Below are 24,955 nucleotides of genomic sequence, written 5' to 3'. Positions count from 1 at the left end.
ACCCGGGCCGCGGGACACGGGTCCCGGGTCGCCACTCACGGCTCACGGCTCGACGTGCTCCGTGAACCTCCGGGCCGTCTCCGCCAGGACCTCGCGCCCGTCGCGGGCCCACAGCGTCTCGTTGAAGAGTTCGACCTCGATCGGACCGGTGTAACCGGCCGCCTCCACGTACCCCTGCCACTCCCGCATGTCGATCGAGCCGTCGCCGATCTGGCCGCGGCCGTTGAGGACGCCCTCGGGCAGCGGGGTGGTCCAGTCGGCGAGCTGGAAGGTGTGGATGCGGTCCTGGACGCCGGCGCGGGCGATCTGCGCGGGCGCGGTGTCGTCCCACCAGATGTGGTACGTGTCGACGGTGACGCCGACCTGCCGGGCCGGGAACCGTTCGGCGAGGTCGAGGGCCTGGGCGAGGGTGGAGACCACGCAGCGGTCGGAGGCGAACATGGGGTGGAGGGGTTCGATGGCCAGTCTCACCCCGTGTTCCTCGGCGTAGGGGCCGAGTTCGGCGAGGGCGTCCGCGATGCGTTCGCGGGCGCCGCGCAGGTCCCTGGAGCCGGCCGGGAGGCCGCCGGAGACCAGGACCAGGGTGTCGGTGCCGAGTGTGGCCGCCTCGTCGACGGCGCGGCGGTTGTCGGCGAGGGCGGCGGCCCGCTCGGCGGGGTCGAGGGCGGTGAGGAAGCCGCCCCGGCACAGGGTCGTCACCGTCAGGCCCGCGTCGCGGACCAGTTTCGCCGCCGCCTCGAGCCCGTACGCCTGGACGGGTTCGCGCCATAGGCCCACGCCGGGTACGCCCAGGTCACGGCAGGCGGCGACGAGTTCGGGCAGGGAGAGCTGCTTGACCGTCATCTGGTTGATGCTGAAGCGCGTGAGAGCGCCTGCGGGGCCGGTCACGGCGTCACTCCGTACAGGTGCAGCAGGGTCCTCATCCGTTCCTCGGCGAGTTTCGGGTCGGGGAACAGGCCGAGGGTGTCGGCTAGTTCGTAGGCGCGGGCGAAGTGCGGCAGGGAGCGGGCCGACTGCAGGCCGCCGACCATGGTGAAGTGGCTCTGGTGGCCGGCCAACCAGGCGAGGAACACCACGCCCGTCTTGTAGAAGCGGGTGGGGGCCTGGAAGAGGTGGCGGGAGAGTTCGACGGTGGGGTCGAGGAGGGCGCGGAAGCCGTCCGTACTGTCCGGGGTCCCCGTGTCGAGGACTCGGACCGCCTCGGCCGCCAGCGGGCCGAGCGGGTCGAAGATGCCGAGCAGGGCGTGGCTGAAGCCCTGGTCGTCGCCCGCGATCAGCTCGGGGTAGTGGAAGTCGTCGCCGGTGTAGCAGCGCACCCCCTGCGGCAGGCGGCGGCGCAGGTCGACCTCGCGCCGGGCGTCCAGCAGCGAGACCTTGATGCCGTCGACCTTGTCGGGGTGGGCGGCGATGACCTCCAGGAAGGTGTCGGTGGCCGCGTCGAGGTCGGCGGAGCCCCAGTAGCCCTCCAGCGCCGGGTCGAACATGGGGCCGAGCCAGTGCAGGATCACCGGTTCGGCGGCCTGGCGCAGCAGGTGGCCGTACACCTCCAGGTAGTCCTCCGGGCCGCGGGCGGCGGCGGCCAGGGCGCGGGAGGCCATCAGGATGGCCTGGGCGCCGGACTCCTCGACGAGCGCGAGCTGTTCCTCGTAGGCCGCCCGCACCTCGGCGAGGGTGCCGGAGGTGAGCTGGTCGGTGCCGACGCCGCAGGCGATCCGGCCGCCGACGGCCTTCGCCTCGGCGGCGGAGCGGCGGATCAGTTCGGCCGCGCCCGCCCAGTCCAGGCCCATGCCGCGCTGGGCGGTGTCCATCGCCTCGGCGACGCCGAGCCCGTGCGACCACAGGTGGCGGCGGAAGGCGAGGGTGGCGTCCCAGTCGACGGCGGCGGGCGAGTCGGGGGTGGTGTCGGCGTACGGGTCGGCGACGACGTGCGCCGCGGAGAAGACCGTACGGGAGGTGAAGGGGGCTCCGGGGGTGAGGGCGAGGGGGTCGGTGCGGGGTTCGTACGTGCGCAACGACCCGTCCGGTGCGGGGAGTCGGATGCTCACAGCGTGATCTCCGGTACGTCGAGGCGGCGGCCCTCGGCCGAGGACTTCAGGCCCAGTTCGGCGAGCTGGACGCCGCGGGCGCCGGCCAGCAGGTCCCAGTGGTAGGGGGCGTCGGCGTAGACGTGCTTGAGGAACAGCTCCCACTGGGCCTTGAAGCCGTTGTCGAACTCGCCGTTGTCCGGGACCTCCTGCCACTGGTCGCGGAAGGTCTCGGTGGCGGGGATGTCCGGGTTCCACACGGGCTTCGGGGTGGCGGAGCGGTGCTGGACGCGGCAGTCCCGCAGCCCGGCGACCGCGGAGCCCTCGGTGCCGTCGACCTGGAACTCGACGAGTTCGTCGCGGTGGACGCGGACCGCCCAGGAGGAGTTGATCTGGGCGATCGCGCCGCCCTCGAGTTCGAAGACGCCGTAGGCGGCGTCGTCGGCGGTGGCGTCGTAGGGCTTGCCGTTCTCGTCCCAGCGCTGCGGGACGTGGGTGGCGGTCAGGGCCTGGACGGACCTCACCCGGCCGAACAGCTCGTGCAGGACGTACTCCCAGTGCGGGAACATGTCGACGACGATGCCGCCGCCGTCCTCGGCGCGGTAGTTCCAGGAGGGACGCTGGGCGTCCTGCCAGTCGCCCTCGAAGACCCAGTAGCCGAACTCGCCGCGCACGGACAGGATGCGGCCGAAGAAGCCGCCGTCGATCAGGCGCTTCAGCTTGAGCAGGCCGGGGAGGAAGAGCTTGTCCTGGACGACGCCGTGCCTGATGCCGGCCGCGTCCGCCAGCCGGGCCAGTTCCAGGGCGCCGTCGAGGCCGGTGGCGGTCGGCTTCTCGGTGTAGACGTGCTTGCCGGCCGCGATCGCCTGTTTGAGGGCCTCCTCGCGGGCGGAGGTGACCTGGGCGTCGAAGTAGACGTCGACGCTCTCGTCGGCGAGCACGGCGTCCAGGTCGGTGGAGACGTGCTCCAGGCCGTGCCGTTCGGCCAGCGCCTTCAGCGCGTGCTCGCGGCGGCCGACCAGGATCGGTTCCGGCCACAGCACGGTGCCGTCACCGAGGTCGAGGCCGCCCTGCTCGCGCAGGGCCAGGATGGAGCGGACGAGGTGCTGCCGGTAGCCCATCCGCCCCGTCACACCGTTCATGGCGATACGCACCGTCTTGCGTGTCACGTCGTTCCCTTCGTACGCGGTCCCCGCGCGCCGCGTACGCCCCACCCGTCACGCGTCGGCCGGCGGTCGAGAGCCGGGGGCGCGGTGACTGGTGAACGCCACAGCAAGCGCTTTCTATGTAGCTAGAAGCTAGCCTCTGAACGGCGGTCCGGACAAGACCATGGCGAATCCGACTTGTTCGAGGGGGCGAACAGCGGAGCGTGGAGCCATAGGGTCTGCTCGACGGGCGCCCCGGGAACCACGGCGAGGGGGCCCGGCGTGGACGACGACGAGACGACCTGCGCGACCGGAGGACGAGACATGACGGTGACCCTGGCGGACGTGGCGGCCCGCGCACAGGTCTCCCCCGCGACGGTGTCGCGCGTGCTGAACGGGAACTATCCCGTGGCCGCCTCCACCCGCGAGCGGGTGCTGAAGGCCGTGGACGACCTGGACTACGTGCTCAACGGCCCCGCGAGCTCCCTGGCCGCCGCCACCTCCGACCTGGTGGGCATCCTGGTGAACGACATCGCCGACCCGTTCTTCGGGATCATGGCGAGCGCGATCCAGTCCGAGATCGGGGGGCCGGGCGGGCGTGCGGGCGGGGAGAGACTCGCGGTCGTGTGCAACACGGGCGGCACCCCGGAGCGCGAGCTGACGTACCTGACGCTGCTGCAGCGGCAGCGGGCCGCGGCGGTGGTGCTGACCGGCGGCGCCATCGAGGACGCCCCGCACCGGGCGGCGACGGACGCGAAGCTGCGCAAGCTGACGGACGCCGGGACCCGGGTGGTGCTGTGCGGCCGGCCGCCGGCCCCGGACACCGGGGCGATCGCGCTGACCTTCGACAACCGCGGCGGCGGCCGGGAGCTCACCGAGCACCTGATCGGGCTCGGCCACCGCCGCCTCGGCTACATCGCCGGCCCGCGGGAGCGCACCACCACGCGCCACCGCCTCGAGGGGCACCGGGCCGCGCTCGCCGCGCACGGCGTCGAGGAGGACCCCCGCTGGACCGTCCACGGCCGCTACGACCGCCGGTCCGGCTACGAGGCCGCCCTCGAACTCCTGCGCAGGGACCCCGGGCTGACCGCCGTGGTCGCCGCGAACGACTCCGTCGCGCTGGGCGCGTGCGCGGCGCTGCGGGACTCCGGCCGGAAGATCCCCGACGACGTCTCGGTCGCCGGTTTCGACGACCTGCCGTTCAGCATCGACGCGGTACCCGCCCTGACGACGGTACGGCTGCCGCTCGCCGAGGCGGGGGCCCGGGCCGGGCGGATCGCGATGGGCCGCGAGGAGCCGCCGCCCGGGGACGTCGCGTCCATCCGCGGCGAGCTGATGGTACGGGGGTCCTCCGGGGCGCCCAGGGGGTGAGCGGGCGACCACCGCGAAGTCGGGTGCCCGGGTGTGCGTCCACCACGGGGCGGGCGGGGACTGAGACGGGCCCGCGTGGGGGACCGGGGTGATGAGGGGGAGTCGTCGGCGGGTGTCGCGGGTAGGTCCGTGGACATGAAGCTGGCGTTCTCCACCCTCGGTGTCCCCGGCCTGCCCGTGACCGACGTGCTCCGCCTCGCGACCGCGCACGGCTACCACGGCGTCGAACTGCGCGCACACCCCGAGGAACCGGTCCACCCCGGCCTCACCCCCGAGGAACGGGTCGAGGTCGCCGCCGAGTTCAAGGCGGCCGGCGTGGAGGTCCTGAGTGTCGCGGGGTACACCAGGGTCGCCGCGCCGGGCGAGGACGAGGCCGTCATCGCCGAGATCCGCGCCCTTCTCTCCCTCGCCCGCGACCTCGGCGCTCCCTACGTCAGGGTCTTCCCGGGCGGTTCACCCGAGCAGACCCCCGAGGAGGCCGACGCGACGGCCGCCCGGCGCCTGGGCAGGGCCGCCGAGCACGCCGGTGACGTCGGCGTCCGCATCCTGCTGGAGACCCACGACTCCCACCGCACCGGCGCCGACGCGATGAGGATCCTCGGCCTCGTGGGCCACCGCCAGGTGGGCGCCCTCTGGGACGTGATGCACACCTGGCTGGGCGGCGAGCAGCCCGCGGAGAGCTTCGCGGCCCTCTCCCCCCACCTCGGCTACGTCCAGGTCAAGGACATCGCCTCCGTCGACGACACGACGCCGCTCCCCCTCGGCGAGGGCATCCTGCCGCTGGCCGACTGCGTGGAGGTCCTCTCCCGCCACGGCTGGGACGGCTGGCTCTGCTGGGAGTACGAGAAGCGCTGGTACGAGCAGGCCGCCGACCTCCCCGGCCTGCTCGGCCCCGGCCACGCCCACCTCTCCCGCCTGCTCAACGAATCGGCGTGACCGGCTCCCGGTCGGCGGACCCGCTTTCCCGGCCGGCGGGTTCCCCCGCCGGCCGCCCGGCGCCCCCGCGCCCCGCCCCGGCCCCCGTTCCCCGTCCCGCCCCCGCCAGGCGACCGACGCGAGCGCCACGCCTCCCACCAGCAGCGCCGCCGCGCACCACCGCAGCGGGGTCACCGGCTCGCCGAGGAACAGGGCCGCCGAGGACATCCCGAAGACCGGCACCAGCAGGGAGAACGGCGCCACCGTCGACGCGGGGTGACGGCGCAGCAGCCACCCCCAGGCCCCGAAGCCGAACACGGTGGCGCCCCAGGCCACGAACAGCAGCGCGCCCGCCCCCCGCCAGTCCAGTGAGGCCAGCGCCGCCAGGTCCCGCGAGGGGCCCTCCAGGAGCAGCGACAGCGCCAGCAGCGGCAGCACCGGCACCGTGCTCACCCAGACCATGAAGTTCAGGGCGTCGTCGGGGGCGGCCCTGCGGGTCAGCACGTTCGAGACGCCCCAGCAGGCGGCCGCCGCGACGACCAGGGCGAACGCGCCCAGGGGGCCCGAGGCTCCCTCGTCGACGGCGGCGACGCCGATCCCGGCCAGCGCCACCGCCATGCCCACCAGCCGGACGCCCGCGGGCCGTTCGCCGAGGACCAGGAAGGCGATGGCGGCGGTGAACACCGCCTGGATCTGCAGCACCAGGGAGGACAGCCCGGCCGGCATGCCCGCGTCCATGCCGACGAACAGCAGCCCGAACTTGGCCACTCCGAGGGCGAGCCCCACCCCCACGATCCACTTCCACGCCACCCGGGGGCGCCCGACGAAGAACACGGCCGGCAGTGCCGCCGCGAGGAAGCGCAGGGCGGAGAAGAGCAGCGGCGGGAAGTGGTCGAGGCCGATCTCGATGACCACGAAGTTCACGCCCCAGACGGCGGCGACGAGAACGGCGAGCAGGACGTGGGAAGGTCGCATGGGTCGAGGATCACCGCCCGGAACCCTTCAGCACCAGCGATGTTTCCTGCATGGTGGGATGAAGCACCGCTTACCGATCGCACCGTCCGCCGATCGCACCGCCCGCCGATCGCACCGTCCACCGGTCAGGGAGCCGTCATGCTCGACCTCCAGCGCCTGCGCGCCCTGCACGCCGTCTCCGTCCACGGCACCGTCGGAGCCGCCGCCGTGGCGCTCGGGTACACCTCCTCGGCCGTCTCCCAGCAGATCGCCAAGCTGGAGCGGGAGACCAGGACGGTGCTGCTGGAGCGGGAGGGCCGGGGCGTGCGGCTGACCGACGCGGCCCACCAGCTCGTCGCCACCGCGCAGGAGCTGCTGGCGATCGTGGAGCGGGCGGAGACCGAGCTGGAGGAGCGGCGCGGGGTGCCGTCCGGGCGGCTGACCGTCGCGGCCTTCCCGTCGGCGGCGCGCGGACTGATGCCGTCCGTGCTGGCCGACCTGGCCGTGCGCCATCCCGCGCTCGACGCCCGGATGACCGAGGTCGACCCGCACCTGTCCGTGGACCTGGTGGCCAAGGGGGCGGTCGACCTCGTCGTCGCGCACGACTGGGACATCGCGCCGCTGCCCGCCCCGGCGGGCGTGGAGCAGGAGGTCGTCGGGGACGACCTGTGCGACCTGCTGGTGCCGGTCGGGCACCCGTTCGCGGGGCGCGGCGCGGTGCGGCGGGAGGAGCTGGGCGGCGAGCGGTGGATCTGCCAGCCGCCGGGGCGGGTCTGCCACGAGTGGCTGGTGCGCACCCTGCGGACCGCCGGGCACGAGCCGGAGATCGTGCACCAGGCGGACGAGAACCCGACCCTGGTCGCCCTGGTCGCCGCCGGGCTCGGGATCGCGCTGATCCCCCGGCTCGGACGCGGTCCGCTGCCCGACGGGGTGGTGGAGGTGCCGCTCGATCCGGTGCCGGTGCGGCACGTGTACGCGCTGTGGCGCACCGGTGCGGCCCGCCGTCCGGCGATCGCGGAGACGGTGCGTGCCCTGCACGCCCACTGGCCCGGCGTCGCGGCCCGCCGGCCCCCCGCGCCCCCTCCGTCGCCGGCGGCCGCTCGCACACCCCCCTCCCCGATCTGAAGATTTCCGCCCGCACCCTGGAACCCCCGCCCGCTCCGTCCCGTCCAATGCCCGGACTGCCGGACGAGTCTCCGTGGTGCGGTGTCGGCCCTCGCTGCCGGCTGCGATCGCCGACCCACCCTCTCCGCCGTGCCGCGGCCGGCAGCACCGCCGTCATCGGCGCGCACCCCCTCCCCGCGCGCCGGTGGCGGCCCCTCCCGCGCGTCGTCCGCCCACCCGTGCCGCGCACTCCCTTGACTGGCAGAAACTTCCCGGATATTGGTGACGTCCTGGAAGTTTCCTTCAGCGGATTCCGCCGCGTACCCCCTTCCGAAGGAGCGCACGTGCCCGACAGCAGCACGGGAAACACAGCAGGCACGGGAGACACAGCAGGGGCCGCGCGTCCGTCCAGACGTACCGTCCTCGCCGCGACCGCGGGCGTCACCACCGCCCTCGCGGCCGGCGCGTCCGCCGCCTCCCCGGACTCCCCCGGCTCCCCGGGTTCTCCCGGCTCCCCCGACGACAGGAAGCTCCGCGCCCTCGTCTCCCGGATGACCCTGGAGGAGAAGGTCGGCCAGCTGTTCGTGATGCGCGTCTACGGTCACTCCGCCACCGACCCCGACCAGGCGGACGTCGACGCCAACCTCGAGGAGATCGGTGTGCGCACGGCCGCCGAACTGCTCGAGAAGTACCGGGTCGGCGGCATCATCTACTTCTCCTGGGCGCACAACACCCGCGATCCGCACCAGATCGCCGGACTCTCCAACGGCATCCAGAAGGCCTCCCGCGGCCTGCCGCGCGGGCTGCCGGTGCTGATCTCCACCGACCAGGAGCACGGCATCGTCGCCCGCGTCGGCGAGCCGGCGACCCTGTTCCCGGGGGCGATGGCGATCGGCGCGGGATATGCAGGGCGCGAAGCGCTTCCGCAGAAGGGTGGTGGTGGGAGACGGGCGGGCGGCTCCCGCTCCGACGCGCGCACCCTGGGCCGGATCGCCGGGCGGGAGCTGCGCGCCCTGGGCATCCGTCAGAACTACGCCCCGGTGGCCGACGTGAACGTCAACCCGGCCAACCCGGTCATCGGCGTACGGTCCTTCGGCTCCGAGCCGGACGCGGTGGCGGCGATGGTCGCGGCCGAGGTCTCCGGGTTCCAGCGGTCGGGGGTCGCGGCGACCGCCAAGCACTTCCCCGGGCACGGCGACACCGCCGTCGACAGCCACACCGGCTTCCCGGTGATCACCCACAGCCGTGAGCAGTGGGAGCGGCTGGACGCGCCGCCGTTCCGGGCGGCGATCGCCGCAGGCATCGACTCGATCATGACGGCCCACCTGATGGTCCCGGCACTCGACGACTCCGGGGACCCGGCCACCCTCTCCCGCCCCATCCTCACCGGCATCCTGCGCGAGGAGCTGGGCTACGACGGGGTCGTGGTCACCGACTCCCTCGGCATGGAGGGCGTACGGACCAAGTACGGCGACGACCGGGTGCCGGTGCTGGCGCTGAAGGCGGGCGTGGACCAGCTGCTCAACCCGCCCTCCCTGGACGTGGCGTGGAACGCCGTCCGGAAGGCCGTCCAGGACGGCGAGCTCACCGAGGAGCGGCTCGACGCGTCGATCCTGCGGGTGCTGCGGCTGAAGGCGAAGCTGGGCCTGTTCGAGGACCCGTACGTCAGCCGGGCGGGCGTCGACCGCGCCGTCGGCACCCGGGCGCACCTGGCCGCGGCCGACCGGATCGCCGAACGCACCACCACCCTGCTGGTCAACGAGAAGCGCCTGCTGCCGCTGTCCCGGCGCAGCCGGCCCAGGCTGCTGGTGGTCGGCGCCGACCCGGCCTCCCCGTCCGGCACGACGGGCCCGCCGACCGCCGTGCTCGCCCGGGCACTGACCGAACTGGGCTTCACGGCCACCGCCCTGCCCACCGGTACGGCGCCGTCCGCGGCGACGATCGCCGGGGCCGTCGCCGCCGCGCGGGACGCGGACGCCGTGGTGGTCGGGACGTACAACGTCTCGGCGGGCAGCAGCCAGCGGACTCTGGTGGAGCAGCTCCTGACGACCGGCCGGCCGGTGGTCGCGGTGGCGATCCGCAACCCGTACGACGTGGCCCACCTGCCCGCCGTGCCGGCGTGTCTGGCGACGTACTCCTGGACCGACGTCGAACTGCGGGCGGCGGCCCGGGTGATCGCGGGCAAGGTGGAACCGCGCGGGAAGCTTCCGGTGCCGGTGCAGCGCGCGGACGACCCGTCGACGGTGCTGTACCCCGTCGGGCACGGCCTGACGTACTGACCGGCCGCCCCGTACGGACCCGTGCGGGCGAACGGACGCGTACGGGCGAACGGACGTAGCGCCGGTACGCCACACACCCGACACACCGTCACCGACATGCGCAAACCATCCCGTATGTCTGGCGTGACCCGCCCCGGCGGGTCACGCTGGGCGGGGGTTCTCGGGGGATGGTGACGGACATGAGGAGTTCCCTGGGAGCGGTGTGCGCGCTCGCCGCCCTTGTCACGGCGCTGTCGACCGGATGCCAGAGCGCGCTCGGCGGTACCGGGGAGGACGGCCGCCCGGGCGAGCGGCGGACGTCCTCCCCGGCACCGCCCTCACCCGCCCGGACCTCCGGGTACGGGGCGGTGTTCCTCGACGTCGACGAGTGCAGTTCGTTCGGCCGGACCAGTTTCACCGAGGTGTCCTGCGCCGGTGAACGGGCGGCGGCCCGGGTCGTCGCCCGCCACGACGGGACCGTGCGCGACGGGCCGCGCTGCCCGGCCACCACGGACTTCGTGCTGCACATCAGCGAGCAGCACCCCTCCTTCGACGAGGACGGCGACGGGGTGGTGCCGCGCGGCTACGCCTGCATGCGCAACCTCCAGCCGCCGCACCCGGGCGATCCCGGCGGCGGGGGCGGTCCGCGCACCATCGTCGGCGACTGCGTCTACGGCCTGCCCGACGGGAAGGTCCGCGAGACGGCCTGCGACGGCGAGGGGGAGCACAGGCCGGAGTACAGGGTGACCGAGGCCGTGGACGCCAAGTCGCAGTGCCCGGCGTCCACGGCCCTCTTCGTCCGGCTCGGCGGCGCCACACCGGTGGGCTGCGCCCGCCCGGTGTGAGCCGCCTGCCGCACCCCTACGGGGTTCCTACGGGTTCCCTACGGGCCCCCTACGGGCGCAGGGCCGGCTCCCGTTCGACGTCCCGCCGGTCCAGCTCGGTGTCGAACGCCGCCAGCGGCTTCGCCTCGGCCGGGTCCTCGCGGACCGCGGCCGGCGCGACGCCCGCCCAGTCGAGGATGCGGGCCGTCGCCAGCGCCTTCTCCTCACCGGTCAGACCGGCCACGTTGGCGCCGTGGTTCATGCCGGGGGCGGTCAGCACGTAGGAGTCGCGCGCGCCGTGCCCGAGGCGGAACGGCTCGGCGCCCCACGGGTCGTTCTCGCCGTAGACGAACAGCATGTGCCGGGCGTTGTGCCGTACCCAGGTGTCGACGTCCCGCATGGCCCGGTGCTCGAACCTCATCGGGATCGAGCGGGGGACGAAGCTGCGGGGCGGCTGGTAGCCGTAGCGGATGTACTTCTTCTCGATGTGCGGGAAGCGGACGGTCGGCGCGCCGAGCTGCGTACCGGCCTGGTAGTAGTACGGCGTGTACGGGCTGAGGCCCTGGTCGGTGTAGAACGAGAAGCCGGAGATCGTGTCGATCGAGGTCCAGATCTCGTCGTCGGTGGCGTTCTTCGCGTCCGCCGGGATCTGCTCGCAGTCCGCCACCGTGCCGTACTGCCAGAAGCCCCAGACGTAGTCGAGGACGACCGCCTCGTAGGCGCGGTCCAGGCTGCCGACGGTGTCGAAGGTGTAGCCGTCCTCGGCGGCGAGGGCCGCGTACCGCTTCACCAGCGGCGCCCGGCGCACCAGCGCCTCGCGCTGCACCGCGTTCAGCCGGTCGCGGCACTCCTTGGTGCCGACCTTCGCGAAGAAGCGGTCGTAGGCGGAATCCTCCTTGTTCAACACGTCGTTGGGGGCGACGTAGGCGACGACACCGTCCATGTCGCGCGGGTAGAAACGCTCGTAGTAGGTGGCGGTCATGCCGCCCTTGGAACCGCCGGTGGAGATCCACTTCTTGGAGTAGATCCCCTTCAGCGCCGTGAAGACGCGGTGCTGGTCGCCGGCGGCCTGCCAGATGTCCAGCTTGGACCAGTCGGCCGGCTCGGGACGGGACGGGGTGAAGAAGCGGTACTCCAGGGAGACCTGGTTGCCGTCCACGATCTGGGTGGGCTCGCTGCGGCGGGGCGTGGTGGAGACGTTGTAGCCGCCGGTGAAGAAGACGGTCGGCCGTGCGACGTCCTTGTGCAGCACGGTGATCCGCTGCTGGAACGTGCCCCGGGAGGGCCTGCGGTGGTCGACCGGCTGGGTGTAGGTGAGGACGAAGAAGCGGTACCCGGCGTACGGCTTCTCCTCGACCAGGCTCATGCCCGGTACGGAGAGCAGTCTCTCCTTGATGTCGGTGGTGCCGATGGTGCCGGTGGCCTCCGGTTCGGCGGCGGTGGCCGCCCCGGCCGTACTCAGTGTGCCTATGAGCACCGTGAGCGCCAGCAGCCATCTGAGCGCCTTGCGCATGCGCACTCCCCTGTGAGACAGATGTGCGCCGGAAGCTACCCGACCAACTCCCCACAGCGACAGGGGACATGGGGATATCCCTCGGTCAGGCGCGCCCGTGGCTCAGCACAGGATCCAGCCGGAGCTGACCGAGCCGCCGCCCACCCGTCCCTTCACCCAGACGCAGCGGCGGCCGGCGTGCACGGTGACCGGGCCGGCGTAGCGCGTGTAGCGGCCCTCGTCGACGACCGGCCGGCCGCCGCGCGCCCGGATGCTCACCGACATCGTCCGTCGGGCGCCGGGCTTCTTGGCGAGGGTGACGGCGCAGAGGTAGCCGCCGCGCTTGTGGACGACCACGGTGCCGGTGGAGAACGGCAGGCTGCGCACCTTGCGCCCCGCACAGTGCCCCGCGGCCTGCGCCTGGCCCGGTGCGGCGGCGACGAGCAGCCCCGCCGCGGTCAGCATCGCCAGACCCAGCGCGATCCGCCGCCGTATCGCCCCACTACTGCCCACTGCCGTTCCTCCCCCGGACCGCACCGCAGCACGTGTTGTCTCCGCCGCATCAGCCGCGCACAACGGCGTATGCGGATACGGACGCCTGGCGTACCGCGAATGGTTGCTTGGTCAACGGCCGGCGCCGACCGGCTCCTCCGGTTCGGCCTGCCCGATGAAGGTCCGCCACAGCTCGGCGTACCGCCCGTCGCGGGCCAGCAGCTCCTCGTGGGTGCCGTCCTCCGCGATCCGGCCGCGGTCCATGACGACGACCCGGTCGGCGCGGGCGGCGGTGGTCAGCCGGTGGGCGACGACCAGCGTGGTGCGCCGCCCCGCCAGCCGGTCCGTCGCCTGGTTGACCTGGGCCTCGGTGGCCAGGTCGAGCGCGGCGGTGGCCTCGTCGAGCAGCAGGACGTCCGGGTCGACCAGTTCGGCGCGGGCCAGGGCGATCAGCTGGCGCTGTCCGGCGGAGAGGTTCCGGCCGCGTTCGGCGACCTCGTGCAGGTAGCCGCCCTCCAGGGTGGCGATCATCTCGTGCGCCCCGACCGCGCGGGCCGCCGCCTCGACCTCGGCGTCGGTGGCGTCCGGACGGCCGTAGGCGATGGCGTCGCGGATGGTGCCCGGGAAGAGGTAGGCCTCCTGCGGGACCACGCCGAGCCGGTGCCGGTACGCGGTGAGGTCGAGGTCCCTGAGGTCGGTGCCGTCGACGGTGACCCTGCCCCCGGTGGGGTCGTAGAACCGGGCCACCAGCTTGACCAGGGTGGACTTCCCGGCGCCGGTCTCGCCGACGAACGCGACGGTCTGCCCGGCGGGGATGCGCAGGTCGATGCCGCTGAGCGCCTCCTCCTCGTCCCCGTAGGCGAAGTACACGTCCTCGAAGGCGATCTGCCCGCGCAGGGAGGGCACGTCGAGGGGTTCGGCGGCGTCCTCGGTGGACGTCGGTTCCCGGAGCAGTTCCTGGATGCGGCCCAGGGAGACGCTCGCCTGCTGGTAGCCGTCGAAGACCTGGGAGAGCTGCTGCACCGGGGCGAAGAACAGGTCGATGTAGAGCAGGTACGCCACCAGCGTGCCGATCGCCAGCGTCCCGTCGTCGACCCTGGCCCCGCCCACGATCAGCACCGCCGCCGCGGCCGACGAGGCCAGGAACTGCACGAACGGGAAGTACACCGAGATCAGCCACTGGCCCCGGATCCGGGCGGCGCGGTAGTCGGCGCTGCGCTCGGTGAACCGCCGGTTGCCGTGCCGCTCGCGCCCGAAGGCCTGCACGATCCGCAGCCCGGACACCGACTCCTGGAGGTCGGCGTTGACCGTCGACACCCGTTCCCGGGCCAGTTCGTACGCCTTGACGCTGGCCCGGCGGAAGAAGAACGTGGCGACGATCAGCGGGGGCAGGGTGACGAAGACGACCAGGGCGAGCTGGACGTCGATCACCAGCAGGACGCCCATGATGCCGAAGAAGGTGACCATCGAGACGAACGCGGTGACCAGTCCCGTCTGCAGGAACGTCGACAGGGCGTCGATGTCGGTGGTCATCCGGGTCATGATCCGGCCGGTCAGCTCGCGCTCGTAGTAGTCGAGGCCGAGCCGCTGGAGCTGGGCGAAGATCTTCAGCCGCAGCGAGTACAGCACGCGTTCGCCGGTGCGTCCGGTCATCCGGATCTCGCCGATCTGCGCGGCCCACTGGGCGACCACGGCGAGCAGGCCGAGCAGGGCGGCCGCCCAGACCGCGCCGAGGGCGGCCTGGGTGACGCCGTCGTCGATGCCGTGCCGGATCAGCACCGGCAGCAGCAGGCCCATGCCCGCGTCCACGGCGACCAGCCCGAGGCTGATCAGCAGGGGCAGGCCGAAGCCGCGCAGCAGGCGGCGCAGTCCGTAGGACTCCTCCGGCCGCACGGCCCGGCTCTCGTCGACGTCGGGGACGTCGTTCGCCGGGGGCAGGGCCGCGACCTGGGCGAGCAGCTCGGGGGTGGCCGGGCTGTCGGCCAGGGCGGTGTCCTTGGGCTCGCGGTCGCCGGTCCACAGGCGGGGGGTGACCCCGCGTTCGGCGTCGAACTCGGCGTCCAGTTCCGCGCGGACCGAGGTGTCCTCCGGGTGGGCCTCCCGGGGTGCGGCGGGCGGGGTGTGGCCCGGGGAGACGCCGCCCAGCTCGTCGGGGTCGGTGAGCAGCCGGCGGTAGCGGGCGGAGCGCCGCTGGAGCTCGTCGTGGGTGCCGATGTCGGCGAGCCGGCCGTCCTCGAGGACGGCGATGCGGTCGGCGAGGTTCAGGGTGGAGCGGCGGTGGGCGATCAGCAGGGTGGTGCGGCCGCGCATGACCTGGGCCAGCGCCTCGTGGATCTCGTGCTCGACGCGGGCGTCCACGGCGGAGGTGGCGTCGTCGAGGACCAGCAGGCGCGGGTCGGTGAGGATCGCGCGGGCGAGCGCGACGCGCTGGCGCTGGCCGCCGGAGAGGGTCAGGCCGTGCTCGCCGACCGTGGTGTCGTAGCCGTCGGGCAGTTCCGTGATGAACCGGTCGGCCTGGGCCGCGCGGGCGGCGGCCACGATCTGCTCCTCGGTCGCGTCGGGGCGGCCGTAGGCGATGTTGGCGCGGACGGTGTCGGAGAAGAGGAAGGAGTCCTCCGGCACCAGTCCGATGGCGGCCCGCAGCGACTCGGTGGTCAGCTCCCGCACGTCGTGCCCGCCGACGAGGACGGCGCCGCCGGTGACGTCGTAGAACCGCGGCAGGAGCAGGGAGACGGTGGACTTGCCGGAGCCGGAGGCGCCGACGACGGCGAGGGTCTCGCCGGGGCGGATCTCGAAGGAGAGGCCGCTGAGGACGGGGTGTCCGGGCTCGTAGCCGAAGGAGACGTCGTCGAACTCGACGGTGGCCGGGGCGTCGGCCGGGAGCTCCTTGGCGCCGTCGGTGAGGGACGGCTCGGTGTCGATCAGTTCCAGGACGCGCTCGGTGCCGGCGCGGGCCTGCTGCCCGACGGTGAGGACCACGGCGAGCATCCTGACCGGGCCGACAAGCTGGGCGAGGTAGGTGGAGAACGCGACGAACGTGCCCAGGGTGATGCTGCCGCGCACGGCGAGCCAGCCGCCGAGCGCGAGCATCGCCACCTGGCCGAGGGCGGGGACGGCCTGGAGGGCCGGGGTGTACCGGGAGTTCAGGCGGATGGTGCGCAGCCGCCCGGCGAACAGCCGCCGGCCGACCTCGCGCAGCTTCCCCGTCTCCTGCTCCTCCTGCCCGAAGCCCTTCACCACGCGGACGCCGCCGACGGCGCCGTCGACCACGCCGGCGACGGCGGCGGCCTGGGCCTGGGCGTACCAGGTGGAGGGGTGCAGCCGGGTACGGCTGCGTTTGGCGATCCACCACAGGGCGGGCGCGACGGCGAGGGCGACGGCCGTGAGCGGCAGCGACAGCGCCGCCATGATCCCGAGGGAGATCAGGAACAGCAGGATGTTGCCGATGGTCATCGGCAACATGAAGAGCAGGCCCTGGATCAGCTGGAGGTCGCTGGTCGCCCGCCCGACGACCTGCCCGGTGGACAGCTCGTCCTGGCGGCGGCCGTCGAGCCGGGTGATCGACCGGTACATCTCGGTGCGCAGGTCGTGCTGCACGTCGAGGGCGAGCCGGCCGCCGTAGTAGCGGCGGATGTAGGTGAGGACGTAGACGAGGAGCGCGGCGCCGATCAGCGCGCCCGCCCAGGGCATCATGGCGCGGCTGTGGTCGCCGATCACGTCGTCGATGATCACCTTGGTGATCAGCGGGACCAGCGCCATCACGGCCATGCCGCCGAGGGAGGCGCCCAGGGCCAGGACGACGTCCTTGGGATAGCGCCAGGCGTATCCGGTCAGTCGCCGTGCCCATCCCTGTTGCGGTGTCACGCGGGTGCCCTCCGGTCCGGTCCTACGACCCGATCGTCCTGATCTTCCGCAAGGCTCCAACGCGATCCGCGACGGTTTTCATCCCCGCGCTCCCGACCGTGACCGCCGAAAGACGTCACGTAATCGCCACGTCGCGTACATTCCCTTGACTGCATGCCCATGTCACGATGCGGATACCGCCATTCAACCCGCGTAGATCGGACACCCCCACATGCTCGCGATACGCATGCGCACCCGGCGTCGGAAAGCGGTGGCGTTCGCCACGGCCGCCGTCCTCACGGTCCTCGCCGCGCCCGCCCTGACCGCCACCCCGGCCACGGCCACGACCGCCACGACGGTCACGGACTACGACTCGACGTACTACAAGAACGCGGTCGGCAAGACGGGCCCCGCCCTGAAGTCCTCGCTGCACACGATCATCAGCAGCCAGACGAAGCTGTCCTACTCGGCCGTCTGGGACGCCCTGAAGGTCACCGACCAGGACCCGAACAACAGCAACAACGTGATCCTGCTGTACTCGGGCGTCTCCCGCGCCAAGTCCCTCAACGGCGGGAACACCGGCAACTGGAACCGCGAGCACGTGTGGGCCAAGTCCCACGGGAACTTCGGCACCGCCACCGGCCCCGGCACCGACCTCCACCACCTGCGCCCGACGGACGTCCAGGTCAACAGCGTCCGCGGCAACAAGGACTTCGACAACGGCGGCAGCGCCGTCGCGAACGGCGGCGGCAGCCGCACCGACTCCGACTCCTTCGAACCGCGCGACGCCGTCAAGGGCGACGTGGCCCGCATGATCCTCTACATGGCGGTCCGCTACGAGGGCGGCGACGGCTGGGCCGACCTGGAGCCCAACAACAACGTCAACAACGGCAGCGCCCCCTCCATGGGCAGGCTCTCCGTACTGAAGGCGTGGAACGAGCAGGACCCGCCGGACGCCTTCGAGAAGCGCCGCAACCAGGTCATCCACGACTCCTACCAGCACAACCGCAACCCGTTCATCGACCACCCGGAGTGGGTCGAGGCGATCTGGTGACCCCCGGCCCCGTGGTGCTCGGCGCCCCGAGCACCACGGGCGCCCCCGTCCGGGCGGGCCCGGCCGTCACTGACGTTCGGCCGTGCCGGCGCGGGCGCCCCGGCTCTCGGCGATCCGGCGGACGTCCGTCAGCGCCTCGCACATGCACCCGAGCAGGTACCGGAGCTGCTCGGCGGTCGCCCGCCGGTCGGCCAGCAGGTCGGCGGCGTGCTCCAGGAGGTCACCGGCCATCCCGAGCTGCACGCGCTCGACACCGTCGGCCACCCGGGACAGCGGACCGCTCCCGTCGGTGACCAGATAGCAGGGCTTGCCCTCCTCCCCCGCCCACGGCAGCAGACGCATCTCACCGCTCCCGTCCCTCACGCCGCCACCTCCACCCCGTGCACGGCGAGCCACAGCACACGGCGCTCGTGAGCCACGAGGTAGGGGCGGACCATGGCGTTGTCCTCGCCCCGGAGGACACAGGAGTCCTCACGCCCCACGGCCGGCGGTGCGGCGTCGGCAGCGGGCGCCTGCGGAACCACCACCGGGGAGGCGACTCGCCGGTGCCGTCCCCGGCTGGGCCACAGAAGGTGGAGCAACGGCTCGACGAGCCGGGCGATGCGGTGGTTCATGTCGTCAGCACCTCGGGTTCCGTGAAGGCGTCGCCACGTGTAGCGACTCGATCACAGCGTGAGACGACTGCCGCTAGGCTCGCCAGAGGTGAGCTGGTGACAGAGCTTTTGTCACAGGGAGGTTGACGGATTGGGCACCATCTACGGCGACTGGCTCAAGGCGCAGCGCGAGGCCGCGGGGCTGACGCAGCAGCAACTGGCCGACATGGCCATCATGACGCGCTCGCACATCGCCCACATCGAGGCGGGTCGCCGGGTGCCGTCGAAAGAGGACGCGCGTCGACTCGACGGGGAGCTGGGCACGGGGGACGTGCTGAGCAGCTTCCTGCCTCAGGAGGACGTGGCGGCGGCCGACTACTTCGAAGCAGTACGGCTGCTCGAACAACAGGCAGTCGTGATCCGCGAATTCGCCCTGTCGTACATGCCGGGCATTCTCCAGACGAAAAGGTACGCGCGCGCGGTCCTGCGTTCGGCGTTCCCTCCGGTGAGCGACGAGCAATGTGACAGGCGCCTTGTCACACGCCTTGACCGCTCGAAGCTTCTCGAAGACCCGGTCACGCCCGTGGTGTGGGCGCTGCTCGACGAGGCAGTGCTCCGACGCCCGGTGGGCGGCAAGCACGTCATGGCGGAGCAACTCATGCATCTCGCGCGTCTTGCCGAGACCGGACGCATCCGCGTGCATGTGATGCCGTTCGGCGTGGGGCTTCATCCGCTGATGGACAGCATGCTCACTCTGATGTGGTTCGAGGACCAGCCGCCGGTGGCATACAGCGAGGGCCTACGGATGGGGCGACTGCACGACTCCCCTTCCGCCGTCCGTGAGTTGCAGCATCGCTACGATCTCGCACTGAGCGACGCACTGTCGTTGAAGGAGTCACTCGACCTACTCAGGACCATTGCAAAGGACTACGGACACCATGACTGACCGGACCACATCAGGCACCCCGACGGCGAGCGGCTGGCGCAAGTCGTCCTACAGCGACCCCAATGGCGGCAGTTGCCTCGAGGTGCTCGATGGTTACCGCTGCGGCGTACCCGTGCGGGACTCCAAGGTGCCGGGCGGGCCGGTGGTGGTCTTCTCCGTGACCGGGTGGGCGTCGTTCATCGCCGCCCTCCAGCAGTGACCCCCTCGTGAAAACCGTGAACACATCCGCCCCACCTGTCCAGAGGTCACTCATTTGAGCGCCTGAGTGACACTTCCCCGCCGACTGCTCACGGTTTTCGGCAAGGGTGCCACCATGAGCCCGCACCCCAGCCCCAACCCCCACAGCACGGGGCAGGTGATCAGCACCGTGCGCGCCCTCCTGCGCGCCGAAGGCCTGAACGTGCCCCTGTCCGCCATCGCCCGGAACTGCGGCACCACCCGCACCTTCCTCTACCAGAACTGGAAATCCGTCACCGCGCTGCATCTGCACGCACTGCAGGCCGAACTCGCGGACGCCTTCGCCGTGGCGGACCGCGCCTGCCCGAGCGACGGCACCGTCCCGGGCATCACCCAGCACCTGACGGAAGTGGTCCGCACCATCCGCCGTCACCCGACCACAGCCGCCGTCGCCCGGTCCTCCCCCGAGGAGTTCGCGGCGGCGCACACGGCCCTCGACGGACCGCTGGTGGGGATCGCGACGGACCGCATCGACGATCTGCTCCATCCCCTCTGCCCGCACGGCGGGATCTGGGGCGATCGCGCCCTGGCCTCCAGACCCTGGAAGATCCTCTGGATCGCCCGCCCCGCCGCCCTCTGCCCCGAAGCCGTCGGCGACCGACTCCGCGAGGACACCCTGGACAACGCCTTCGCCGACCTGCTCAGCGACCTGCTGGAGCCCTGGGCCGCCGCATAAGGACCCCTAGCACGCCCTCATGGCCGGAGACGGCGTGCCGCGACAACCACCGAGCTGGCTGGTGTGGTGAGCACTTCAGTGGCGTCCAGGGCTGGATGCGTGAGGTAGAAAAGGCGGAGCTCGTCCACTTCGCCGCCGAAACGAGGCGGCCAGTCGGGCGAGGGGGTGAAGTCGTCCAGGATGAGCAGGCCGCCGGGAGCGAGCAGCTCGACGACCCTCTGGGGATCGTCACGCTTGCCCCCGCCGTCGCAGAAGAAGACGTCGAAGGGTGCATGCCGCTCGAGCAGCCGCCAGTCCCCGGTGAGAACACTGACGCGCCGGTCGTCCGCGAAGACACCGGCCGCTCGACGGGCCAGTTCCTCGTCACGCTCCACGGTGACCAGACGTGCCCCGGAACCCAGGCCGTCGTGCAGCCATGCGGCGCCCACTCCCGAGCCGGTACCGCTCTCGGCAATGACCCCGTGGGGCTTCGCGGCAACGGCCAGCCTGAGCAACCTGCCCACTTCAGGGATGCAGCTCTTCTTGAATCCCACCTCGGAGGCGACCCGCTCCGCGGCCACCACGCGAGGCGGAGTCGCACGTTCGGCCATGCGCCCCTCCCCCCTTCACCGTGAACGTCACGCTATCCACCGGCAGAAGCCTCCGTACGGAGTTCCGGCTGTCCGACCGCTCTGTCCCCGCTCATGGGCCGTACCGGCTCGGTACGAGGCGATCCGGTAGCAAACGGACCGCTGATGCGGGCGGCGACGGGCACCGGTCGTCCGGCTCCGCGCAGGTGCGCCGCGGAGCGTACGAGCCGGCCCCGGACCGCCCGGCAGCCGTTCGGAACGCCTCAGGCCTTCGGCTGGGTGAAGCGGAGGTGGTTGCCGAAGGGGTCGCGCAGACCGCAGTCGATCCCGTACGGGCGCTCGGTGGGTTCCTGGGTGAACTCCACGCCCTTCTCCAGAAGCCTCTCGTAGGTCTTGCGGCAGTCGTCCGTGGTGAGGATGAACCAACCGCCCATGGCCCCCTTGGTCACCAGCTCGCGCACCTGCTCCGCCGTCTCCTCCGACATCGCCGGAGCGCCCGGCTTCTCCAGCAGGATCTGCCGCTCGGGGTGGCCGGGGACGCCGACGGTCAGCCAGCGCATGAAGCCCATGTCGACGTCCGCGGTGACCTCCAGACCGAGCTTGCCGACGTAGAAGTCGAGGGCCTCGTCCTGGTCGAGGACGTACATCTGCGAGTGCGTGATGGCGTTGAACATGACGCTCACGCTATCCACTCGGCGGGACGAAAACTTATCCGAAACTGCTCGGTTCCCGGGCGCCGGAGGCCGGACGCCTGCCGGCGAGGTCAGGCACTCGGCCGGGTCCACGCCATCGTGAAGCACGTCGGCACGCTCACCGCCGCCGCCTCCTTGCGGTACGCGCGCGGCGACCGGCCGACGATGTCGCGGAACGTGCGGCTGAAGGTTCCCGGGCTGTTGAAGCCGACCTCGAAGCCGATGTCCGTCACGCTGCGGCCGGTCTCCCGCAGCAGGAACATCGCCCGTTCCACCCGGCGGCGCTGGAGGTAGCGGTGCGGTGTCTCGCCGAACGTGGCCCGGAAGGTCCGTGAGAAGTGCGCCGGTGACACGTGCGCGACGCGCGCCAGGGCGGGGACGTCCATCGGCCGCGCGTAGTCGCGGTCCATCGCGTCCCGCGCCCGGAGCATGCGGCGGTTGGTCTCCTCGGCGGCGCGGTTCACGCCGTCATCCCATCACGGTCCGCCCGCCCCGCGCCACGCGCGGACCGTGCACGGCCGGCACCCCGCCGACGTGCGCCGGCGGCCCGGCGGAGGACGTCGCCCGGCCTCCTGCCGCACCCGACCGGACCGGGCACGGAAGGTCGGGTCCGGCAGGGTGGTCCCTTCCTAACGTGGTGGGCAAAAGGGAAGGAGGCCGGGGTGCTGGAACGACTGAACCAGGCCATGGAGCACATCGAGCGCCACCTCGACCAGCGGATCGAGGCGGCCGACCTGGCGCGGATCACGGCGACGTCGGAGTACCACTTCCGGCGGCTGTTCTCCGCACTGGCGGGAATGCCGCTGTCGGAGTACGTCCGGCGCAGGCGGCTCACGGTCGCCGGGGCCGAGGTGCTGGCCGGGGACCGGACGCTGCTGGAGATCGCGGTGCGGTACGGCTACACGTCCGGGGAGGCGTTCGCGCGCGCGTTCCGCGCCGTGCACGGCGTCGGTCCCGGCGAGGCCAGGCGCTCCGGTGCGAGCCTGCGGTCCCAGCAGCGGCTGTCCTTCCGCCTCACCGTCGAAGGGAGCAGCAGCATGCGCTACAGGATCGTGGAGAAGGACGAGTTCCGTGTGGTCGGCAGGAAGGCGCGGGTCCCCCTCGTGCACGAGGGGATGAACCCCGCCCTCGTCGACTTCATCCGGGGCATCGGGCAGGAGACGCTGCAGCGCATGCGGAACCTGTCCGATCAGGAGCCGCGGGGGATCGTGGGAGTGAGCGTGAACCTCGACCCGAGCCGGGCCGAGGGAACCGAACTCGACTACCACCACGGGGTGGTGACGCGGGCCGCCGCGCCCGAGGACATGGACGTGCTGACCGTGCCGGCCGGGACGTGGGCCGTCTTCGAGAGCTCCGGTCCGTTCCCGCAGGCACTGCAGTACCTCTGGCGGGACGTGTTCACGCAGTGGTTCCCGTCCAATCCGTACCGGAGCCGTCCCGGACCCGAGATCCTGCGGACCCTCCTGTCACCGGACGCCGCGCAGGCGGATGCGGAGCTGTGGATCCCCGTGGAGCTGGAGCGGACGGCGGTCTGAACGACGGCGTGCGGCGGCCCCGGGTCGCCGCCGCACGCCGGAGATGTCGGTCAGAGCCTTGAAACGACCCGGGTCTCCCGGGCCCGGACCACGAAGGGCCGGGAGAGGACGGTGACGGTGACGGAGAGGGCGGCCAGGACGGTGATCGTGAGGCCGGGGCCGAGGTACGGGGCGAGGCCTCCGGCGGCCGCGGTTCCTCGACGGTGGTCTTCTGGGTGGCGGACTGGTCGTCGTGGATCACCGCCCTCCAGAAGTGACCCACCCGCGTGAAAACCGTGAGCACATCCGCCCCCACTGTCCAGATGTCACTCATTTGAGCGCTTACTGAATTCGGCGCTTCGAGGTCAGTCCGATCTGTCGAGAGTGAGGCCGGTCCCGGCAAGGAATCCGCCAAGGATGCCGTGTCGGTGCTGCAGTGCCTTGAGCCGCCTGCTTCCTGCCTCGGTCACGGCATTCTCCCTGCTACGCCGCTCAACCCACCCGACAGAACTGCGCTACACCCGACCACCGCCCACCCCGGGGGAACGAGGGTCCCCCGGGGTGGGCCCGGTCATGGCCCGTTGCGCCCGGATGCGGGCGGTGGACCGTGGCGCCCGGCCGGGTGCCGACATCGATGCCGACCCATATCCGCTTGCGAGACGTGCTCAAGCCCGTCGCTCCGTATCTCTCGTGACCAGCACCCCATGGTCCGAAGGACACCCCGCCGATAGGTCCCTGACAGGACTCCCGCTCTCCCTAGTCAGAGGGGATCTCCTTTTCCATGCCCAAACCCCGAACGGACCGTCACCCGGCGGATCGTGGTTCAGTCAGCCATCCTCGTTCAACTCGTGCCGACATGGAACCCATCGGGCCAACAAATGGTATCCAGGACGTATCTGTGCACGAAGAAACCATTCGGAGAACGTCTGAACCCGGGCAGGGTTCGCGCTCTTTCGATTCGTTCTTCAGCCAGCTGCCTGCTTGAGTACAGGCCAAGCACCTTGAAACTGTCCTCACTGTCATCCCAGAAGAGCGGTTCACCATCTTCCATAAAGTCAGGTGCTACATCTTCGGGCTCAACTGACATGTGATGCCGGTGCACCAAAAGATAGACAATTCGATTCATTTCAATCCTTTACCGGGATTTAAAAGTTGGCAGGGACAGGCCACCGGACGGTACCCATCCGCGCCAATATGGACGGACGACCCGCTCCGTCCGCACCGGGGTGCCGACAGTCCGACGGTCGCGCATAGAGCCAGCCGTACCCCCATCAAGCCCGAAGACCCCTTTTTGCTCACCGAATGGATGAGGAAGTCAGTCCTCCTGAATTCCTTCTGGATACTCCGTAAAATATCCGTCGGTCCACAGGTCCTCATCAAGCATGAGGGGTGAAATGCAGAAACAATCCGGCTCATCACGGAACCCCGGCAACTGCTTCGCATCCTGACCCCGCGCCCCGGCCATCTCCTCATCGCTGTAGATACCGAGGATTCGCCACTCTTCCTCGTCCAGATGCATGCCGCCGTCCAGATCTCGATGGATCGCCTCCCCGTCCTCCTCTACGGCAAGATGGCGGGCATGCCACAAGACGAAAACCTCGGGCTGGGAGTGATGCTCAGTCATCATGCACGCTTTCTTTCTTAGGTAAGCTTTCGGGGGGTACGCGACCGTACCCCCCGAAAGCTTACAAGTGCCCGCTACTTCCGGTCGAAGTATTTCTTCGCCTTGCTAATGGGCCCACCTGCACCCTTTTCCCGCTTCGTAGGGGGCCGACCGAACGCCCGCTTAAAGTATTCTATCGCAGATTGCTCTGCCGACTTTCCCGGGATTTTACTCTTTCCCCTGACGAAGCTCGGGGCGTCGCTGGCTCTTTCCTTGCCGGACTTTTTTGACGCCTTCGCCCACAGGATTTTGACTTGCTTGACGGCCCAGGCCTTACCCTTCAGCCAGATGAGGGCGGCGATGCCGATGACGGCTCCGACACCGATGATGGCGAGCACCGTTCCAGCGCTCACACCTAGCCCCGCGGCCCCGACGAGTGCCAGGGCGGTCATGCGTCCGTCGAGGTCGAGCAGGTTGACCGGGTCGCCGCACACGTAGTCGTAGCTGTTGCAGCTACCACCAGTCACGGGGTCGACGGAGAGGAAGCGTCCCTTAGACGTCGTTTCTTATGGCGTGATCGTTCGTTGGACCGTGCATGACGGATCTCGTTGAGCGGCTGGTACCGGATGAGTTGTGGGTGCTGTTCAGG

23 protein-coding genes and 1 pseudogene are annotated in these 24,955 nt (G+C 71.4%); 10 read left to right on the top strand and 14 right to left on the bottom strand.

Annotated elements, in window-relative coordinates; genetic code table 11:
- Nucleotides 1-42: 42 nt before the first annotated feature.
- From ACWEQO_RS19135 to ACWEQO_RS19125, 3 genes are read right to left on the bottom strand one after another with little or no spacing between them, the layout of a single operon-like run.
- Nucleotides 43-843, bottom strand: coding sequence for a sugar phosphate isomerase/epimerase family protein (locus ACWEQO_RS19135; protein WP_452984601.1), 801 nt, complete (start codon nt 841-843; stop codon nt 43-45).
- Nucleotides 844-884: 41 nt separating this feature from the next.
- Nucleotides 885-2,045 (bottom strand): dihydrodipicolinate synthase family protein, encoded by a 1,161-nt coding sequence (locus ACWEQO_RS19130; protein WP_452984446.1) that lies wholly within the window; start codon nt 2,043-2,045, stop codon nt 885-887.
- A complete protein-coding gene (locus ACWEQO_RS19125; RefSeq protein ID WP_452984444.1) occupies nt 2,042-3,193 on the bottom strand; it encodes a Gfo/Idh/MocA family protein in 1,152 nt (383 codons plus the stop codon). The genes ACWEQO_RS19130 and ACWEQO_RS19125 overlap by 4 nt, the downstream gene beginning before the upstream one ends.
- A 300-nt stretch (nt 3,194-3,493) precedes the next feature.
- Here ACWEQO_RS19125 and ACWEQO_RS19120 point away from each other — a divergent pair, with 300 nt between their 5' ends.
- Together ACWEQO_RS19120 and ACWEQO_RS19115 are read left to right on the top strand one after the other, a co-directional pair.
- Complete coding sequence (locus ACWEQO_RS19120; RefSeq protein ID WP_361449497.1) at nt 3,494-4,540, top strand: LacI family DNA-binding transcriptional regulator; 1,047 nt, start codon at nt 3,494-3,496, stop codon at nt 4,538-4,540.
- Nucleotides 4,541-4,675: 135 nt separating this feature from the next.
- The gene (locus ACWEQO_RS19115) at nt 4,676-5,476 is read left to right on the top strand and encodes a sugar phosphate isomerase/epimerase family protein (RefSeq protein WP_361449494.1); all 801 of its coding nucleotides are present in this window, start codon (nt 4,676-4,678) and stop codon (nt 5,474-5,476) included.
- A gap of 30 nt (nt 5,477-5,506) precedes the next feature.
- Here the strand turns inward: ACWEQO_RS19115 and ACWEQO_RS19110 are convergent.
- A pseudogene (locus tag ACWEQO_RS19110) lies at nt 5,507-6,430 on the bottom strand (EamA family transporter); the annotation flags it as partial.
- 138 nt (nt 6,431-6,568) lie between these two features.
- On the opposite strand from ACWEQO_RS19110, the gene ACWEQO_RS19105 reads away from it, so the two are divergent.
- From ACWEQO_RS19105 to ACWEQO_RS19095, 3 genes are all read left to right on the top strand, one after another.
- A complete protein-coding gene (locus ACWEQO_RS19105; protein ID WP_452984442.1) occupies nt 6,569-7,534 on the top strand; it encodes a LysR family transcriptional regulator in 966 nt (321 codons plus the stop codon).
- Nucleotides 7,535-7,857: 323 nt separating this feature from the next.
- Nucleotides 7,858-9,792 (top strand): glycoside hydrolase family 3 protein, encoded by a 1,935-nt coding sequence (locus tag ACWEQO_RS19100; protein WP_452984440.1) that lies wholly within the window; start codon nt 7,858-7,860, stop codon nt 9,790-9,792.
- A 179-nt stretch (nt 9,793-9,971) separates the two neighbouring features.
- On the top strand, nt 9,972-10,616 hold the full coding sequence (locus tag ACWEQO_RS19095) for a hypothetical protein (RefSeq protein ID WP_452984438.1): 645 nt from the start codon (nt 9,972-9,974) through the stop codon (nt 10,614-10,616).
- 49 nt (nt 10,617-10,665) lie between these two features.
- On the opposite strand, the gene ACWEQO_RS19090 is transcribed toward ACWEQO_RS19095, so the two are convergent.
- From ACWEQO_RS19090 to ACWEQO_RS19080, 3 genes are all read right to left on the bottom strand, one after another.
- The gene (locus tag ACWEQO_RS19090; protein WP_452984436.1) at nt 10,666-12,108 is read right to left on the bottom strand and encodes a S28 family serine protease; all 1,443 of its coding nucleotides are present in this window, start codon (nt 12,106-12,108) and stop codon (nt 10,666-10,668) included.
- Between the two features lie 102 nt (nt 12,109-12,210).
- Entirely contained in the window at nt 12,211-12,552 is a 342-nt protein-coding gene (locus ACWEQO_RS19085; protein WP_452984599.1) for a hypothetical protein, read from the bottom strand.
- Between the two features lie 159 nt (nt 12,553-12,711).
- The gene (locus ACWEQO_RS19080; RefSeq protein WP_452984434.1) at nt 12,712-16,443 is read right to left on the bottom strand and encodes an ABC transporter ATP-binding protein; all 3,732 of its coding nucleotides are present in this window, start codon (nt 16,441-16,443) and stop codon (nt 12,712-12,714) included.
- A gap of 211 nt (nt 16,444-16,654) precedes the next feature.
- On the opposite strand from ACWEQO_RS19080, the gene ACWEQO_RS19075 reads away from it, so the two are divergent.
- Nucleotides 16,655-17,476 carry an endonuclease I family protein gene (locus tag ACWEQO_RS19075; RefSeq protein WP_452984432.1) on the top strand — a complete coding sequence of 274 codons (822 nt, stop codon included), beginning with the start codon at nt 16,655-16,657 and terminating at the stop codon, nt 17,474-17,476.
- Between the two features lie 66 nt (nt 17,477-17,542).
- On the opposite strand, the gene ACWEQO_RS19070 is transcribed toward ACWEQO_RS19075, so the two are convergent.
- A complete protein-coding gene (locus tag ACWEQO_RS19070) occupies nt 17,543-17,839 on the bottom strand; it encodes a hypothetical protein (RefSeq protein WP_452984430.1) in 297 nt (98 codons plus the stop codon).
- Nucleotides 17,836-18,090, bottom strand: a complete 255-nt coding sequence (locus ACWEQO_RS19065) for a hypothetical protein (protein ID WP_361449467.1) — start codon at nt 18,088-18,090, stop codon at nt 17,836-17,838. Before ACWEQO_RS19065 ends, ACWEQO_RS19070 begins: the two co-directional genes overlap by 4 nt.
- Before the next feature lie 130 nt (nt 18,091-18,220).
- On the opposite strand from ACWEQO_RS19065, the gene ACWEQO_RS19060 reads away from it, so the two are divergent.
- The 3 genes from ACWEQO_RS19060 (at nt 18,221) to ACWEQO_RS19050 (ending at nt 19,928) form a co-directional block, all read left to right on the top strand.
- Nucleotides 18,221-19,015: a helix-turn-helix domain-containing protein gene (locus tag ACWEQO_RS19060; protein ID WP_452984428.1), complete on the top strand. Its 795-nt coding sequence runs from the start codon at nt 18,221-18,223 to the stop codon at nt 19,013-19,015.
- A complete protein-coding gene (locus ACWEQO_RS19055) occupies nt 19,008-19,214 on the top strand; it encodes a DUF397 domain-containing protein (protein ID WP_452984426.1) in 207 nt (68 codons plus the stop codon). Before ACWEQO_RS19060 ends, ACWEQO_RS19055 begins: the two co-directional genes overlap by 8 nt.
- A gap of 114 nt (nt 19,215-19,328) precedes the next feature.
- The gene (locus tag ACWEQO_RS19050; protein ID WP_452984424.1) at nt 19,329-19,928 is read left to right on the top strand and encodes a TetR/AcrR family transcriptional regulator; all 600 of its coding nucleotides are present in this window, start codon (nt 19,329-19,331) and stop codon (nt 19,926-19,928) included.
- 17 nt (nt 19,929-19,945) lie between these two features.
- Here ACWEQO_RS19050 and ACWEQO_RS19045 read toward each other — a convergent pair whose 3' ends face one another.
- The 3 genes from ACWEQO_RS19045 to ACWEQO_RS19035 form a co-directional block, all read right to left on the bottom strand.
- Nucleotides 19,946-20,518, bottom strand: coding sequence for an O-methyltransferase (locus tag ACWEQO_RS19045; RefSeq protein WP_452984422.1), 573 nt, complete (start codon nt 20,516-20,518; stop codon nt 19,946-19,948).
- A 242-nt stretch (nt 20,519-20,760) separates the two neighbouring features.
- Nucleotides 20,761-21,171: a VOC family protein gene (locus ACWEQO_RS19040; RefSeq protein WP_452984420.1), complete on the bottom strand. Its 411-nt coding sequence runs from the start codon at nt 21,169-21,171 to the stop codon at nt 20,761-20,763.
- 89 nt (nt 21,172-21,260) lie between these two features.
- Nucleotides 21,261-21,653 (bottom strand): helix-turn-helix domain-containing protein, encoded by a 393-nt coding sequence (locus ACWEQO_RS19035; RefSeq protein WP_452984418.1) that lies wholly within the window; start codon nt 21,651-21,653, stop codon nt 21,261-21,263.
- A 198-nt stretch (nt 21,654-21,851) separates the two neighbouring features.
- Here ACWEQO_RS19035 and ACWEQO_RS19030 point away from each other — a divergent pair, with 198 nt between their 5' ends.
- The gene (locus ACWEQO_RS19030; protein ID WP_452984416.1) at nt 21,852-22,724 is read left to right on the top strand and encodes a GyrI-like domain-containing protein; all 873 of its coding nucleotides are present in this window, start codon (nt 21,852-21,854) and stop codon (nt 22,722-22,724) included.
- Nucleotides 22,725-24,018: 1,294 nt separating this feature from the next.
- On the opposite strand, the gene ACWEQO_RS19025 is transcribed toward ACWEQO_RS19030, so the two are convergent.
- Both ACWEQO_RS19025 and ACWEQO_RS19020 read right to left on the bottom strand, forming a co-directional pair.
- On the bottom strand, nt 24,019-24,330 hold the full coding sequence (locus ACWEQO_RS19025) for a hypothetical protein (protein ID WP_452984414.1): 312 nt from the start codon (nt 24,328-24,330) through the stop codon (nt 24,019-24,021).
- 71 nt (nt 24,331-24,401) lie between these two features.
- Entirely contained in the window at nt 24,402-24,833 is a 432-nt protein-coding gene (locus ACWEQO_RS19020; protein ID WP_452984412.1) for a hypothetical protein, read from the bottom strand.
- Nucleotides 24,834-24,955: the final 122 nt, after the last annotated feature.

This window comes from Streptomyces sp. NPDC004051 (assembly GCF_053604275.1).
This window is presented reverse-complemented; position numbering and strand designations above follow the sequence as displayed.

Coding starts and splice junctions, on each gene's coding strand:
- ACWEQO_RS19135 (WP_452984601.1), bottom strand. CDS start 843: ATGACGGTCAAGCAGCTCTCCCTGCCCGAACTCGTCGCCGCCTGCCGT.
- ACWEQO_RS19120 (WP_361449497.1), top strand. CDS start 3,494: ATGACGGTGACCCTGGCGGACGTGGCGGCCCGCGCACAGGTCTCCCCC.
- ACWEQO_RS19115 (WP_361449494.1), top strand. CDS start 4,676: ATGAAGCTGGCGTTCTCCACCCTCGGTGTCCCCGGCCTGCCCGTGACC.
- ACWEQO_RS19105 (WP_452984442.1), top strand. CDS start 6,569: ATGCTCGACCTCCAGCGCCTGCGCGCCCTGCACGCCGTCTCCGTCCAC.
- ACWEQO_RS19095 (WP_452984438.1), top strand. CDS start 9,972: ATGAGGAGTTCCCTGGGAGCGGTGTGCGCGCTCGCCGCCCTTGTCACG.
- ACWEQO_RS19090 (WP_452984436.1), bottom strand. CDS start 12,108: ATGCGCAAGGCGCTCAGATGGCTGCTGGCGCTCACGGTGCTCATAGGC.
- ACWEQO_RS19085 (WP_452984599.1), bottom strand. CDS start 12,552: ATGCTGACCGCGGCGGGGCTGCTCGTCGCCGCCGCACCGGGCCAGGCG.
- ACWEQO_RS19075 (WP_452984432.1), top strand. CDS start 16,655: ATGCTCGCGATACGCATGCGCACCCGGCGTCGGAAAGCGGTGGCGTTC.
- ACWEQO_RS19065 (WP_361449467.1), bottom strand. CDS start 18,090: ATGAACCACCGCATCGCCCGGCTCGTCGAGCCGTTGCTCCACCTTCTG.
- ACWEQO_RS19055 (WP_452984426.1), top strand. CDS start 19,008: ATGACTGACCGGACCACATCAGGCACCCCGACGGCGAGCGGCTGGCGC.
- ACWEQO_RS19050 (WP_452984424.1), top strand. CDS start 19,329: ATGAGCCCGCACCCCAGCCCCAACCCCCACAGCACGGGGCAGGTGATC.
- ACWEQO_RS19045 (WP_452984422.1), bottom strand. CDS start 20,518: ATGGCCGAACGTGCGACTCCGCCTCGCGTGGTGGCCGCGGAGCGGGTC.
- ACWEQO_RS19040 (WP_452984420.1), bottom strand. CDS start 21,171: ATGTTCAACGCCATCACGCACTCGCAGATGTACGTCCTCGACCAGGAC.
- ACWEQO_RS19025 (WP_452984414.1), bottom strand. CDS start 24,330: ATGATGACTGAGCATCACTCCCAGCCCGAGGTTTTCGTCTTGTGGCAT.